Here is a 12482-nt window from a genome sequence, read left to right on the forward strand (position 1 = left end):
GCGGTGGTCTTGTTCGGACGATCTGGCTGCAAGAGCAGCCGACGGGGGGTGTGATCGCCCGAAGCCGAATTACGGCTGGACGGTTGCGAACTCGTCCGGATCCAGGAGGCTGTCCTGGTTCGCGTCTGCCGCGTTGAATGCATCTTCGGAAAGGGTCGGGACAGCTGCCGCGATTTCCTCGTAGCTGACATAACCGTCCTGATCGAGGTCCACCGCCTCGAACGACATGCCCTGGGCAAGCGCTGCGGAAGACGCGGTAAAGGCACCGATCAGAAGAGCAGCAGTAAGACGTTTGGACATGATATGACCTCCAATGGTTTGGGTCTTGTCAGGTGCCCCTGTGCCCTTCGGCTATGGGGACCACCTGTTGTTCCGTCCGTTCGCCAGGCCCCTGCGACCCGCCGAACCGGAACGGGACAGACACTGCGGGCCGATCGCGACCGGCTAAGGGCAGCTCTTTGAAACCTTCGCGGCAATCTTGTGTTTGACTATTACGATCAGCCACAGGTCGGCCAAACTGCCGTCATTTTTAACTATTTTGGGCAGTTCTGGGGCTTGAACAGGAAAAATCAGATTGATTATCTATTTGATTTTATTTGTAAATTCGAAACAAGTTCATCGAATATGACAAGCCGTAAGCGCTTCGCGCCAGTGATGCGACGCAAACTTCGGCACTGTGCGGCGGCGCGCTCTGATCAGGTATAGTCGCGCGAACCGAAGATGGCAGACCCGACACGCACATGCGTGGCACCGAAGCCGACCGCCACCGAATAGTCTGAAGACATGCCCATGGAGAGCTTCTCAAGACCATTGCGGGCGGCGATCTTTTCCAGAAGCGCAAAGTGTTCGCCCGGCGCCTCATCGACCGGCGGAATGCACATCAGTCCGACGATGTTGAGCCCGACGTCTTCGCGGCACTCTTTCACGAAGGCATCGACATCCTTGGGCGCAATGCCGGCCTTTTGCGGCTCTTCTCCGGTATTTACCTGAATGAAACACGGCAGATCCCTGCCCTGCTTTTCCATCTCGGCTTTCAATGCCCTGGCGATTTTCGGCCGGTCCACCGTGTGCACGACATCAAAGGTCGCGATCGCTTCCTTTGCCTTGTTGGATTGCAGCGGTCCGATCAGATGCAGTTCGATGCCGTCAAAATCCTCGCGCAGGCCGGGCCACTTGTGCATGGCTTCCTGCACCCGGTTCTCACCGAATACCCGTTGACCCGCGTCAAGCACCGGACGGATCTCGTCCGCCTCGAACGTCTTGGAAACCGCGATCAGCGTCACCGACCCCTCTGCCCTGCCGTACTCGGCTTCGGCATTTCGGATATCTGCCTGAACATTTGCCAGTCGGTCTGCTGCAGAGGTCATCGGTTGGTCCTTCAATTTCTCGAGCGCCCTGCCAGTCCGGGCCTCCCCTCTCTTATGCTTGCTCGCCCTCCAATCTCAAGAGCTCTTTCGGAAAGCCCCAGCGCCGAGGCCAGTTTGAGAGCGAAACAACGCCGGAAGCTGGCATCCGACAGCTTTACGAATGCCGCATTGCGAAATAAACAGGCATCTGCAAGATCAATCTCTTCTCACATGTTGACCCCGGACGCGATTTCTGGTGACAGTCCGGCAGTCAATCTTTCAGGAAATCCGCCGGGTCCGGCGGCAAGAACAAACGGCACAATAGATGGCAACGGAACGGTACAATGCGCGCGAAGTCGAAGCGCGCTGGCAAAAGGTCTGGAACGACAAGGACGTCTTCGTCACCCACAACGACGATCCCCGCGACAAATACTATGTCCTTGAAATGTTTCCCTATCCGTCCGGCCGCATCCACATGGGCCACGTGCGCAACTACGCCATGGGCGACGTTGTAGCCCGTTACAAACGCGCCAAGGGCTTCAACGTCCTGCATCCGATGGGCTGGGACGCCTTCGGCATGCCGGCGGAAAACGCAGCCATGCAGAACAAGGTCCATCCCAAGGACTGGACCTATGAAAACATCGCCACCATGCGCGACCAGCTCAAGATCATGGGCCTGTCGCTGGACTGGAGCCGGGAATTCGCGACCTGCGATGTCGCCTATTACACCCAGCAGCAGCGCCTGTTCCTGAAATTCCTGGAAGCCGGTCTCGTCTACCGCAAAAACGCCAAGGTCAACTGGGACCCGGTCGACATGACGGTTCTGGCCAACGAGCAGGTGATCGATGGTCGGGGCTGGCGCTCCGGTGCGCTGGTGGAACAGCGTGAGCTGACCCAGTGGTTCTTCAAGATTTCCGATTACTCGGAAGACCTGCTGGAGGCGATCGACACCCTCGACCGCTGGCCGGACAAGGTGCGGCTGATGCAGAAGAACTGGATCGGCCGTTCCGAAGGCCTGCGCGTGCGCTTCGAGTTTACCGAAGCGGCCCCCACCGGCGACAACACGCTGGAAATCTTCACCACGCGGCCCGACACGCTGTTCGGTGCCTCCTTCATGGGCCTGTCGCCGGATCATCCGATCTCGACCAGGCTGGCGGAAAGCAATCCGGAGCTGAAAGCCTTCATCGAGGAATGCCGCCGCGTCGGTACATCCGAAGAAGCAATTGAAAAGGCTGAGAAAAAAGGCCTCGACACCGGCCTGCGCGTCAAGCACCCGCTGGATGCCACCATCGAGCTGCCGGTCTACGTCGCCAACTTCATTCTGATGGACTACGGCACCGGCGCGATCTTCGCCTGCCCGGCCCATGACCAGCGCGACCTGGACTTCGCCCGCAAATACGGCCTGCCCGTCACGCCCGTCGTGCTGCCGAAGGACGCCGATCCGGCAACCTTCGATGTGGCAGACGAAGCCTTCACCGACGACGGCACCATCTTCAATTCCGATTTCCTGAACGGCCTCTCCATACCGGACGCCAAGGAAGCAGTGGCAAAGAAGCTGGAAGCCATCACCATCGACGGAGCACCGCAGGCCGAACGCCAGGTGAACTATCGCCTGCGCGACTGGGGCATTTCGCGTCAGCGCTACTGGGGCTGCCCGATCCCGGTCATTCATTGCGACGATTGCGGTGTTGTACCGGAAAAGGACGAGAACCTGCCGGTTCAGTTGCCGGATGACATCAATTTCGACAAGCCGGGCAACCCGCTCGACCGCCACCCGACCTGGCGCAACACCTCCTGCCCGAAATGCGGCAAGCCTGCCCGGCGCGAAACCGACACCATGGACACCTTCGTGGACAGCTCCTGGTATTTCGCCCGCTTCACGGCTCCGGACTGCGATCAGCCGACCGACCCGGAAGCCGCCAACGGCTGGCTGCCGGTCGACCAGTACATCGGCGGTATCGAGCATGCGATCCTGCACCTGCTTTATTCCCGCTTCTTCACGCGGGCGATGCAGAAGGTGGGCGCGCTTGATCTGAAGGAACCGTTCAAGGGCCTGTTCACCCAGGGCATGGTGACCCACGAGACCTATCGCATCGGCGAAGGTGCCAACGGCCGCTGGATCGCCCCGTCCGAAATCCGCATCGAGGATGCCGACGGCAAGCGCCGCGCTGTTCTCGTCGAGACCGGTGAGGACGTTGCCATCGGCTCTATCGAAAAGATGTCGAAGTCGAAGAAGAACACTGTCGACCCGACCGACATCATCGACACCTACGGCGCCGACACCGCGCGCTGGTTCATGCTGTCCGACAGCCCGCCCGAGCGGGACGTTATCTGGACCGAGGACGGCGTGCAGGGCGCCTGGCGTTTTGTTCAGCGCGTCTGGCGCCTGATCGGCGATATTGCCGAGAAGACCGAACCACGTGGCGGCAAGGCTCCGGAAGTTGACGGCAAGGCGCTTGACCTGCGCCGCGCCAGCCACAAGACCCTGGCGGCCGTTTCCGCCGATCTGGAAGGCCTCGGCTTCAACCGTGCCGTGGCCCGCCTCTATGAGCTCGTCAACACCATCAGCAAGGTCTTCAACGAAGGCGAAGCGGATGCCGGCACCGAATACGCCGTGCGCGAAGCAGCCGACTATCTGGTGCAGATGATGGCTCCTATGATGCCGCATCTGGCAGAAGAATGCTGGTCGGCCCTCGGCCACGACAATCTGATTTCGGAAGCAAGCTGGCCGCAGGCCGACGAGGCTCTGCTGTCCGATGACACCGTCACCTATCCGATCCAGATCAACGGAAAGAAACGCGGTGAGCTGACGATTGCAAAAGAGGCTTCCAAAGACGAGGTCGAAGCGGCTACCTTGGCCCTCGACGCCGTCAAGAAGGCTCTTGAAGGGAAGGCGCCGAAGAAGATCATCGTGGTACCGCAAAGGATCGTGAATGTCGTTGTTTAACAACCTCTTCCTGAACAGCGGCGCGTTACGGCGCGCCGCCCTTTGCGCCGGATTTGCAGCCGTTGTGGCCCTTGGCGGCTGTCAGGTGCGCCCGCTCTATGGCAGCAGTACCGGCGACTTCGGCTCCGCGCCTTCTGCGGTGGCGAGTGAACTTGCGGCCATCGAACTGGAATCCATCTCCAGCCAGTATGCCAACAACGATGCTTCGCGCGTCCTCTATAACGAGCTGACCTACCGGTTCGAACGCGGAGCCGGGTCGGGTGCCAAGAAGTACCGTCTCAAGGTGCTGATGGACGTTGGCAGCGCGGAAGTGGGCGTCGAACAGTTCTCCGACGTTCCGTCCGCCTACACGACCACGATGAACTCCACCTTCGTGCTGAGCGATCTGGCGACCGACGAGACGCTGATGAGCGGCCGGGCGTTCAAATCCGCTTCCTACGACTTTTCCAACCAGCGTTTTGCCAACACGCGTGCTTATCGCGATGCGCAGGAACGCGTTGCCAAGGCCGTCGCCGACGATATCGCCGCCCGGATTGCCGGCTATTTTGCCAGCAAGTCGTAACCAAGACCTTGGAGGCAACCGGCCGTGACCGTCCTGAAAGCCGCGGAGATCGACCGTTTCGTTGCCAATCCTCCGGAAGCGGGCGGCGTTGTTCTGATCTTCGGTCCGGATACCGGGCTGGTGTCGGAACGCGCCACCCGTCTCGTCAACAAGGCCTCCGAAGGCGAAAGTGATCCGTTCAATCTGATCAAGCTGGACGCCTCCGATCTTGGTTCGGATCCGAATCGGCTCATCGACGAAGTTCTGACGGTTCCATTGTTTGGTGGCCGCAGGATCGTGTGGGTGAAGGATGCCTCCTCCCGCAACCTCAATGCGGCGGTGGAACCGGTTCTGAAGCAGGACGACTGGCAGACACTGGTGGTTCTCGAGGGCGGCGACATCAAGAAGGGCGTTGGCCTCCGAAAGCTTATCGAGCCGCACAAGCGCGCCGTCGCCCTGCCCTGTTACGCCGATAACGACCGCGGCATCGACCAGTTGATAGACGAGGAAACCCGCGAAGCCGGTCTATCGGTTACCCGCGAAGCCCGCGCCGCATTGCACAGTCTTCTGGGCGGTGACCGCATGGCAAGCCGGGGTGAACTGAAAAAACTCTGCCTCTATGCCCTCAACAAGGGCCGGATCGACAGCGAAGACGTCGAAGCCATCATCGGCGATGCATCGGCCTTCGAAATGTCCGAACTGATCGACGCGGCAGCATCCGGCGACCTCGCCATGCTGGATCATGGCCTGGAACGGCTCGCGGAAGCCGGCTCCAAAGCCTCTGTGATCGCCAACCAGACCCTGAAGCACTTTCAGCATTTGCATCGGATGCGAATCGATATCGATCAGGGCAAAAATGCCCAGGCCGTCGTCGATGGACAGCGACCGCCTATCTTCTTCTCCCGCAAGCCGCGATTTACCCAGCAGCTGCGGATCTGGTCCCTGACGGATCTGGAACGCGCCATGGACATCCTGAGCGAGGCCACACGCATTTCGCGCCTCAACGATGCCCTCGGTGTCCCCGTCCTCTCCGAAGCCCTCCTCAAGCTCGGCCGCGCCGCCAGGGCCCGCCAGCAGCGACGGTAGCACGGCGCTCATCAGCTCCTCTCCCTGAAGCCTCCCTGTATTCTTGCACTCCCCCTCATCCTGAGGAAGCGCGCAAACGCTGTCTCGAAGGAAGGGCGGCAAACTCAGAAACCAGCGGTCCATCCTTCGAGACGCCGCTTATGCGGCTCCTCAGGATGAGGGGTGCAGGGCTCGCTGTCTGGCAAAACCAGAACAAAAAAAGCCGGAGCACAACGCGCCCCGGCTCTTAAAATTAAAATAATATCAATATCTTAGCGGGTTTCAACGCCCAGCTTCTTGCACAGCTCATCAAGCTGTTCGAGCGAGGTGTATTTTATCTTGAGATCGCCGGTTTCCTTGCCTGGCTTGTGACCAACGGTCACCTTCAGGCCCAGTGTGTCCGTCAGGCGCTTTTCCAATGCCTTGGTGTCGGCGTCCTTCTGCGGCTTGTCGCCCGGAGTTTTCTTGCCCGTGATCTTGGCCAGCGCATCCGGATCCTGCGAGAGCTTTTCCGCATCGCGAACCGTCAGGCCCTTTTCCACGATCAGCTCGGCCAGAGCCGCGGGATCTTCAACGGTGATCAATGCGCGGGCATGACCGGCCGTCAGCAGGCCTTCAGCCAGATAGTCCTTCACGGAATTCGGCAGCTTCAACAGACGCATGGTGTTGGCAACATGGCTGCGGCTCTTGCCGATCACCTTGGCAAGTTCGCCCTGGCTGTAGCTGAACTCCGCGGTGAGCTGCTCGTAACCCATTGCCTCTTCGATCGGATTGAGATCGGCACGCTGCACGTTCTCGATGATGGCAAGCTCAAGCGCTTCCTGATCGGTCACGTCGCGGATGATGATCGGTGCTTCGTGCAGCCCGGCCCGCTGTGCGGCCCGCCAGCGGCGTTCGCCAGCGATGATCTCGAAGCGGTTGGCCTTCCCTGCTGCCGGGCGCACCAGGATCGGCTGAACGATGCCTTTTGCCTTCAGCGATTCAGAAAGATCCGCGAGGTCTTTCTCGGTGAAGGTCTTGCGCGGGTTGCGCGGGTTAGGCTCCAGATGTTCGATCGGCACCCTGCGGGAGTCGCGAATGATCTTTTCCGGCGGTGCAGCCGCTTCGGGAGCTGAATCCCCGATCAGCGCCGCCAAACCACGGCCCAAACGCTTGTTCTTGACGTCTCTTTCCGCCATACCGCACCTTTTTCTTTTTATATTTCAATAGGATATAGCATGGCGACTGTGCCTCTCTCGCCGTCATGCCTCAAAACTTGCCAGATCGGAGCCGAATCGATCCGGCCCTATGCCGCGACGCGCCGCAATTCACGCTCGCGCTGAATGATCTCGGATGCCAGTCGCAGATACGCCTGGCTGCCGGCGCATTTCAGATCGTAAAGCAGCGCCGGTTTGCCGTAGGACGGTGCTTCCGAAATGCGAACGTTGCGCGGAATGATCGTTTCGTAAACCGCATCACCCATGGTTTCGCGCACGTCGGCGACCACCTGGCTGGAAAGGTTGTTGCGGCTGTCGTACATGGTCAGAACGATGCCATGGATGCTCAGTTCAGGGTTGAGCGCGTTCTTGACCTGCTCGACCGTGCTGAGGAGCTGGCTAAGACCTTCAAGCGCGAAGAACTCACACTGCAACGGCACCAGAATGGAGTGCGACGCGGACAGAGCGTTGATCGTCAGCAGGTTCAGAGACGGCGGACAGTCGACCAGCACGTAGGTGAACCCGATTTCCTGGAACAGACGGGAATGGGTCAGGTTCTCGATGGCACTGCGCAGGCGGAACGCCCGGTCGGCCGTGGAGGCGATTTCCAGTTCAAGACCCAGCAGGTCCATGGTGGACGGCGCCACCCAGAGGCGTTGCACGGCGGTCTCCCGCACGGCCTCCGCCAGGGAACAGTCACCGCTCAGAACTTCGTAGGTCGACAGGCCCCTGTCACGATGTTCAATACCCAAACCCGTCGAGGCGTTGCCCTGCGGGTCAAGATCGATCACCAGAACTTTTTCGCCAATCGCCGCAAGCGCCGTGCCGAGGTTGATGGCGGTCGTGGTTTTGCCAACCCCACCCTTCTGGTTCGCAAGCGCGAGAACGCGCGGCATTTCGGGAAGCATGCTCATTGCTACAACACCTTCCTGGCTACTCCGGCCGGGCTGAAATATTTGAGAAAAGAAGCATCCGGCTCATTGGATCAACAAGACTGTCTTTTTCTATCATGTCGAACTGCCAACGGGCAGTAGCTTCGTTAACTTCTCGCTGAAAATCCTGACCTTTGTGGAAAACAGCTTTCGATCCTGCCGCCGTAAACGGCTCGGAGAGCTGAAAAAGCAGGTCAAGGGAAGCGAGTGCCCGTGCAGACACTGCATCCACAGAGCCGTGTTTCCAATCTTTCGCAACCGATTCGATCCGGCCCGGGTGCACTGTTCCTTTGGATCCCGTCTCCCGCAGAGCCGTTCTGAGGAAGGCCACCTTGCGCTGGTTGCTTTCGATCATGTGCACATGGGCGTCTGGTTCGTCGGCAAGCAGGATTGCCGTGACAACACCCGGAAACCCCCCGCCGCTGCCAATGTCGACCCACGTACGCGCCTCTGGATAACTCCACTGGGTTTGCAGGCTATCTGCCACATGGCGCGTCCAGATATCAGGGATTGTCGAAGGTGCGATCAGGTTTTGTGCGGGCTGCCACTTCAGAACGAGATCGACATAGATCTGGAGCCTGTCCAACGTTTCACGTGAAACATCCCCATACTTATGCACAACCTGTCCAGAAGTATTCAACATCACCGGACGCCCCATCAGGCGGCTCCCTTCTGGCTCTGACGCTTCAGATGCGACAGTATCAGGGTAAGCGCGGCCGGTGTCATGCCGTCCATGCGGGACGCCTGGCCAAGGGTGGCCGGGCGAATATCGATCAGCTTCTGGCGCACCTCATTGGAAAGACCGATAATCGCTTCGTAGTCGAAACCATCGGGGATCGACAAGGCTTCGTCACGCTTCAACGCTTCAATGTCTGCCATCTGACGGTCAAGATAAACTGCATAAAGCGCGTCCGTCGCCACCTGTTCGGCAATAGCCGGATCGATGTCCTTTAGCTCCGGCCAGATTTGGGTCAGGCCTTCAAAGGTGACATTCGGATAGGACAGCAGATTAAAAGCCGACCGGCGAATACCATCCTGGTTCACCGGCAATCCCTTCTTCTGCGCTTCGGACGGTGTCACAGTCAAAGTCGTCAGAAGATCCCGCGCCGCAGCGATCCTGGCCATCTTGGTTTCGAAGGCTTCGCGCCGCGCATCCGACACGCAGCCGATGGCAAGACCCAGAGGCGTCAGACGCTGGTCGGCATTGTCCGCCCGAAGAGACAACCGATACTCTGCGCGAGACGTGAACATCCGATATGGTTCGGTGATACCCCTGGTGATCAGGTCGTCGATCATCACACCAATATATCCTTCGGACCGGTCAACCACGAACGGCGCCTTGCCGGCTGCCTTCAGCGCGGCGTTGAGCCCGGCAACAAGACCCTGGGCCCCGGCTTCTTCATAACCTGTCGTCCCGTTGATCTGGCCGGCCAGATAAAGACCCGAGCAGCGCTTGGCCTCCAGCGTCGGGCGCAGCTCGCGCGGGTCGACATGGTCATATTCGATTGCATATCCCGGCTGCAGCACCACCACATCTTCCAGACCCGGAATGGTCTTCAGAAACGCTATCTGCGCATCTTCCGGCAAAGAGGTGGAGATACCATTCGGATAGACGGTGTGATCGTCCAGGCCTTCCGGCTCCAGGAAAATCTGGTGTCCGTCCCTGTCGCCAAAGCGAACGATCTTGTCTTCGATAGACGGGCAATACCGCGGTCCCCGTCCCTTGATCTCACCCGAATACATCGCGGAGCGCGACAGGTTCTCACGAATGATCCGATGGGTTTCGGGAGTCGTGCGGGTGATGTGACACGGGACCTGAGGTGTCTCGATCTTGTCCGTCAGTGTGGAGAACGGGATAGGATCCTCGTCGCCTGGCTGCTCTTCGAGCCTGTCCCAATGGATGGTCCGTCCGTCCAGCCGCGCAGGTGTACCGGTCTTGAGGCGGCCGAGATCAAAGCCGATCTCTTCAAGAGATTCAGACAACCCGAGCGCCGGAGCTTCACCGGACCGGCCGGCGGGGATTTTCCTGTCGCCGATATGAATGAGCCCGCGAAGAAACGTGCCACTCGTCAGTACGATGGCACGGCAGTTGATCACACGGCCATCGGCCAGCTCAATTCCGGAGACGGACGGTATCTCGCCATCTCGCTCAAACCGGATCTTGTGGGCTTCCCCCTCGACAACACTCAGACCTTCAACGGCAGCAATCTCGCGCTGCATCGCTTCGCGGTAGAGCTTGCGATCCGCCTGGGCCCGGGGTCCACGCACGGCAGGACCCTTGCGCCGGTTGAGCATGCGAAACTGAATCCCGCCCTTGTCGGCGACGCGTCCCATCAACCCGTCGAGCGCATCGATCTCGCGCACGAGATGGCCCTTCCCCAGGCCACCGATGGCCGGGTTACAGGACATCACGCCAATGGTGTCGAAGCGGTGGGTGACCAGCGCGGTTGCCGCTCCTGCGCGCGCCGAAGCCGCCGCAGCTTCACAGCCCGCGTGACCACCACCAATCACCACCACATCGAATGTCAGGTCCAGTTCGTTCATAGTCTCTACCGCTCACGAGACCCGACAGCAGGGCTTCGGGTCCGGGTCTTTCCGGTTCGGTTTTCGGGATCATTCTCCGGCCTTGGCCAGACTATCACAGGCCGCACAGACCGGCACTTGTTCGCCGAGACTTATACGTGTGCCGCGCTTGAAGGTCAAAGCGGAATTCCGCAAGGGAGACAAGCGGTCAACGCACACTGGCAAAATCAGCGACAGGACAGTGAAAATGATTCACGTGAAACATGTTCCGGATATGAATCGATCCGTATTTTACCTGACATGATTCACGTGAAACAGATCACTTGCCGATACAGAAGTCCCGGAAGATCACATCAAGCAGATCCTCGACGTCGATCCGTCCGGTGATCCGTCCCAGCGCATCAGCAGCCCTCCGCAGATCTTCTGCACGCAGCTCGGCTGGTAGATGATCCATATCCATCGCCGCCCTCAACCCGGACAGGCACTCATTGAGGTAGTGGCGGTGCCGCTCTCGGGTTGCCAGCGGCGCTTCACCCAGAGCAATCGTTTCCTCGGCAAAACGTGTCAGACGGAAAAACAGCGGGTTCATCCCTTCCGCGCTTTTACTGGAACAAGCAATTTCCTGGGTCGTTCCGGAAGAGTCTTGTTCCGGAAGAGTCTCAAGATCTGCCTTTGTGCGAACCGTCCAGACGGGCACGCTGCTTCGCAGGTCACCCGGGAGACCGGCGCTGGTATCGTCATGTTCCACCCCGCCAGGCTCCACGGCCCACAGGATCAAGTCGGCTCCCCTACCCCTTTCTTCTGCCCGGCGGATACCTTCCCTTTCAACCACACCCTCTGTCTGCCGCAGTCCGGCTGTGTCGACCAGCGTCACGGGATACCCTGCCAGGTCGAGATGAACCTCGATCACATCGCGGGTCGTACCGGCTTCTTCGGTGACAATGGCAACCTCCCGACCGGCAATGGCATTCAGCAGACTGGATTTGCCGGCGTTCGGCGCACCCATGAGCACCACTTGAAGACCCGAGCGCAGGCGCTCCCCGCTACGAGACTTTTCAAGATGCTCCGCGATCTCGGCATGAAGCTGCCTTGCTTCGGACCAAACCTCATCGGCCACACTCCCCGGTACATCCTCCTCATCGGCAAAATCAAAGTCTGCCTCGATCATCGCCCGCATATGGATGAGGCGCTTGCGCCAATCGTCATAGAGCTTGCCGAGAGCACCCCCCATCTGACGGACCGCTTGCTTGCGCTGGCTCTCTGTCTCTGCGGCAATGAGATCCGCCAGGCCCTCAACTTCCGTCAGATCCATCCGGCCGCGGTCGAATGCACGCCGGGTGAACTCCCCCGCTTCGGCCGGGCGGCACTCTGGGAAGGTGGAGAGCAAGGACAGGAGACCGGAGACCACGGCACGTCCACCATGGCACTGGAATTCGGCAACATCCTCTCCGGTAAAGCTTGCAGGCCCTTCAAAATAAAGCAGCAGGGCTTCGTCCAGCACATCGCCCGTCTCAGGGTGGCGCAGCTTTGCCAGCATCGTCTTGCGCGGTTCAGGAACCCTACCTGCAAGCGCCTCGATGATCTCCCTGGTCTTCGAGCCAGACACCCTGATCACCGCAACGCCCGAAGGCACAGCTCCACTGGAAAGCGCAAAGATCGTTTCAGCCATAAGGTCTTCCGGTCTGTCCTGAGATCGTGGACCGCCTCTTTATCAAGTCTCATCACGGCGGAAAAGAACCAGTCACGCCATTCCGCCGCCGAATCGAACTGACCGCCTGGACCGCCACATCTGTTTCACGTGAATCAATGGCCATGGGGATAGTCGTCCTGCACGTGAAAGGCTCAAGCTCGCAGGTACGTCTCATATATCCGAGGTGTAGCATTTTGGCTGGTCTTGACCAACGTCGAGGCTTCTTCCCTTCCTTCAACACG

10 protein-coding genes are annotated in these 12482 nt (G+C 59.5%); 3 read left to right on the forward strand and 7 right to left on the reverse strand.

The features are described from left to right. Positions 1 to 69: 69 nt before the first annotated feature. Both V1T76_RS14025 and V1T76_RS14030 read right to left on the reverse strand, forming a co-directional pair. Positions 70 to 300 (reverse strand): hypothetical protein, encoded by a 231-nt coding sequence (locus V1T76_RS14025; RefSeq protein ID WP_330561270.1) that lies wholly within the window; start codon positions 298 to 300, stop codon positions 70 to 72. 395 nt (positions 301 to 695) lie between these two features. After that, a complete protein-coding gene (locus tag V1T76_RS14030) occupies positions 696 to 1367 on the reverse strand; it encodes a YggS family pyridoxal phosphate-dependent enzyme (RefSeq protein WP_330561271.1) in 672 nt (223 codons plus the stop codon). A 304-nt stretch (positions 1368 to 1671) separates the two neighbouring features. Here V1T76_RS14030 and leuS point away from each other — a divergent pair, with 304 nt between their 5' ends. Genes leuS through holA form a run of 3 tightly spaced genes read left to right on the forward strand, consistent with a single transcriptional unit; the run spans position 1672 to position 5920 of the window. Next, positions 1672 to 4293 carry a leucine--tRNA ligase gene (leuS, locus tag V1T76_RS14035; RefSeq protein ID WP_330561272.1) on the forward strand — a complete coding sequence of 874 codons (2622 nt, stop codon included), beginning with the start codon at positions 1672 to 1674 and terminating at the stop codon, positions 4291 to 4293. Next, positions 4280 to 4855 carry a hypothetical protein gene (locus V1T76_RS14040; RefSeq protein WP_330561273.1) on the forward strand — a complete coding sequence of 192 codons (576 nt, stop codon included), beginning with the start codon at positions 4280 to 4282 and terminating at the stop codon, positions 4853 to 4855. The genes leuS and V1T76_RS14040 overlap by 14 nt, the downstream gene beginning before the upstream one ends. A gap of 24 nt (positions 4856 to 4879) precedes the next feature. After that, a complete protein-coding gene (gene holA / locus V1T76_RS14045; protein ID WP_330561274.1) occupies positions 4880 to 5920 on the forward strand; it encodes a DNA polymerase III subunit delta in 1041 nt (346 codons plus the stop codon). Between the two features lie 251 nt (positions 5921 to 6171). Here the strand turns inward: holA and V1T76_RS14050 are convergent, their stop codons facing one another. The 5 genes from V1T76_RS14050 to mnmE form a co-directional block, all read right to left on the reverse strand. Beyond that, positions 6172 to 7077 carry a ParB/RepB/Spo0J family partition protein gene (locus tag V1T76_RS14050; protein ID WP_006936895.1) on the reverse strand — a complete coding sequence of 302 codons (906 nt, stop codon included), beginning with the start codon at positions 7075 to 7077 and terminating at the stop codon, positions 6172 to 6174. A gap of 107 nt (positions 7078 to 7184) precedes the next feature. After that, positions 7185 to 8009, reverse strand: a complete 825-nt coding sequence (locus V1T76_RS14055) for a ParA family protein (protein ID WP_006936896.1) — start codon at positions 8007 to 8009, stop codon at positions 7185 to 7187. Positions 8010 to 8028: 19 nt separating this feature from the next. Next, complete coding sequence (rsmG, locus tag V1T76_RS14060) at positions 8029 to 8670, reverse strand: 16S rRNA (guanine(527)-N(7))-methyltransferase RsmG (RefSeq protein ID WP_330561450.1); 642 nt, start codon at positions 8668 to 8670, stop codon at positions 8029 to 8031. Positions 8671 to 8684: 14 nt separating this feature from the next. Then, complete coding sequence (gene mnmG, locus V1T76_RS14065) at positions 8685 to 10571, reverse strand: tRNA uridine-5-carboxymethylaminomethyl(34) synthesis enzyme MnmG (protein ID WP_330561275.1); 1887 nt, start codon at positions 10569 to 10571, stop codon at positions 8685 to 8687. 298 nt (positions 10572 to 10869) lie between these two features. After that, positions 10870 to 12219 carry a tRNA uridine-5-carboxymethylaminomethyl(34) synthesis GTPase MnmE gene (gene mnmE / locus V1T76_RS14070; protein ID WP_330561276.1) on the reverse strand — a complete coding sequence of 450 codons (1350 nt, stop codon included), beginning with the start codon at positions 12217 to 12219 and terminating at the stop codon, positions 10870 to 10872. Positions 12220 to 12482 lie beyond the last annotated feature (263 nt).

Origin of the sequence: Roseibium sp. FZY0029 (assembly GCF_036350355.1) — a bacterium.
Taxonomy (GTDB): Bacteria; Pseudomonadota; Alphaproteobacteria; order Rhizobiales; family Stappiaceae; genus Roseibium.

What these genes read in the sequence shown, in the direction of transcription:
- V1T76_RS14025 (WP_330561270.1), bottom strand. Translation starts at nt 300, where the DNA reads ATGTCCAAACGTCTTACTGCTGCTCTTCTGATCGGTGCCTTTACCGCG.
- V1T76_RS14030 (WP_330561271.1), bottom strand. Translation starts at nt 1,367, where the DNA reads ATGACCTCTGCAGCAGACCGACTGGCAAATGTTCAGGCAGATATCCGA.
- leuS (WP_330561272.1), top strand. Translation starts at nt 1,672, where the DNA reads ATGGCAACGGAACGGTACAATGCGCGCGAAGTCGAAGCGCGCTGGCAA.
- V1T76_RS14040 (WP_330561273.1), top strand. Translation starts at nt 4,280, where the DNA reads ATGTCGTTGTTTAACAACCTCTTCCTGAACAGCGGCGCGTTACGGCGC.
- V1T76_RS14050 (WP_006936895.1), bottom strand. Translation starts at nt 7,077, where the DNA reads ATGGCGGAAAGAGACGTCAAGAACAAGCGTTTGGGCCGTGGTTTGGCG.
- V1T76_RS14055 (WP_006936896.1), bottom strand. Translation starts at nt 8,009, where the DNA reads ATGAGCATGCTTCCCGAAATGCCGCGCGTTCTCGCGCTTGCGAACCAG.
- rsmG (WP_330561450.1), bottom strand. Translation starts at nt 8,670, where the DNA reads ATGTTGAATACTTCTGGACAGGTTGTGCATAAGTATGGGGATGTTTCA.
- mnmG (WP_330561275.1), bottom strand. Translation starts at nt 10,571, where the DNA reads ATGAACGAACTGGACCTGACATTCGATGTGGTGGTGATTGGTGGTGGT.
- mnmE (WP_330561276.1), bottom strand. Translation starts at nt 12,219, where the DNA reads ATGGCTGAAACGATCTTTGCGCTTTCCAGTGGAGCTGTGCCTTCGGGC.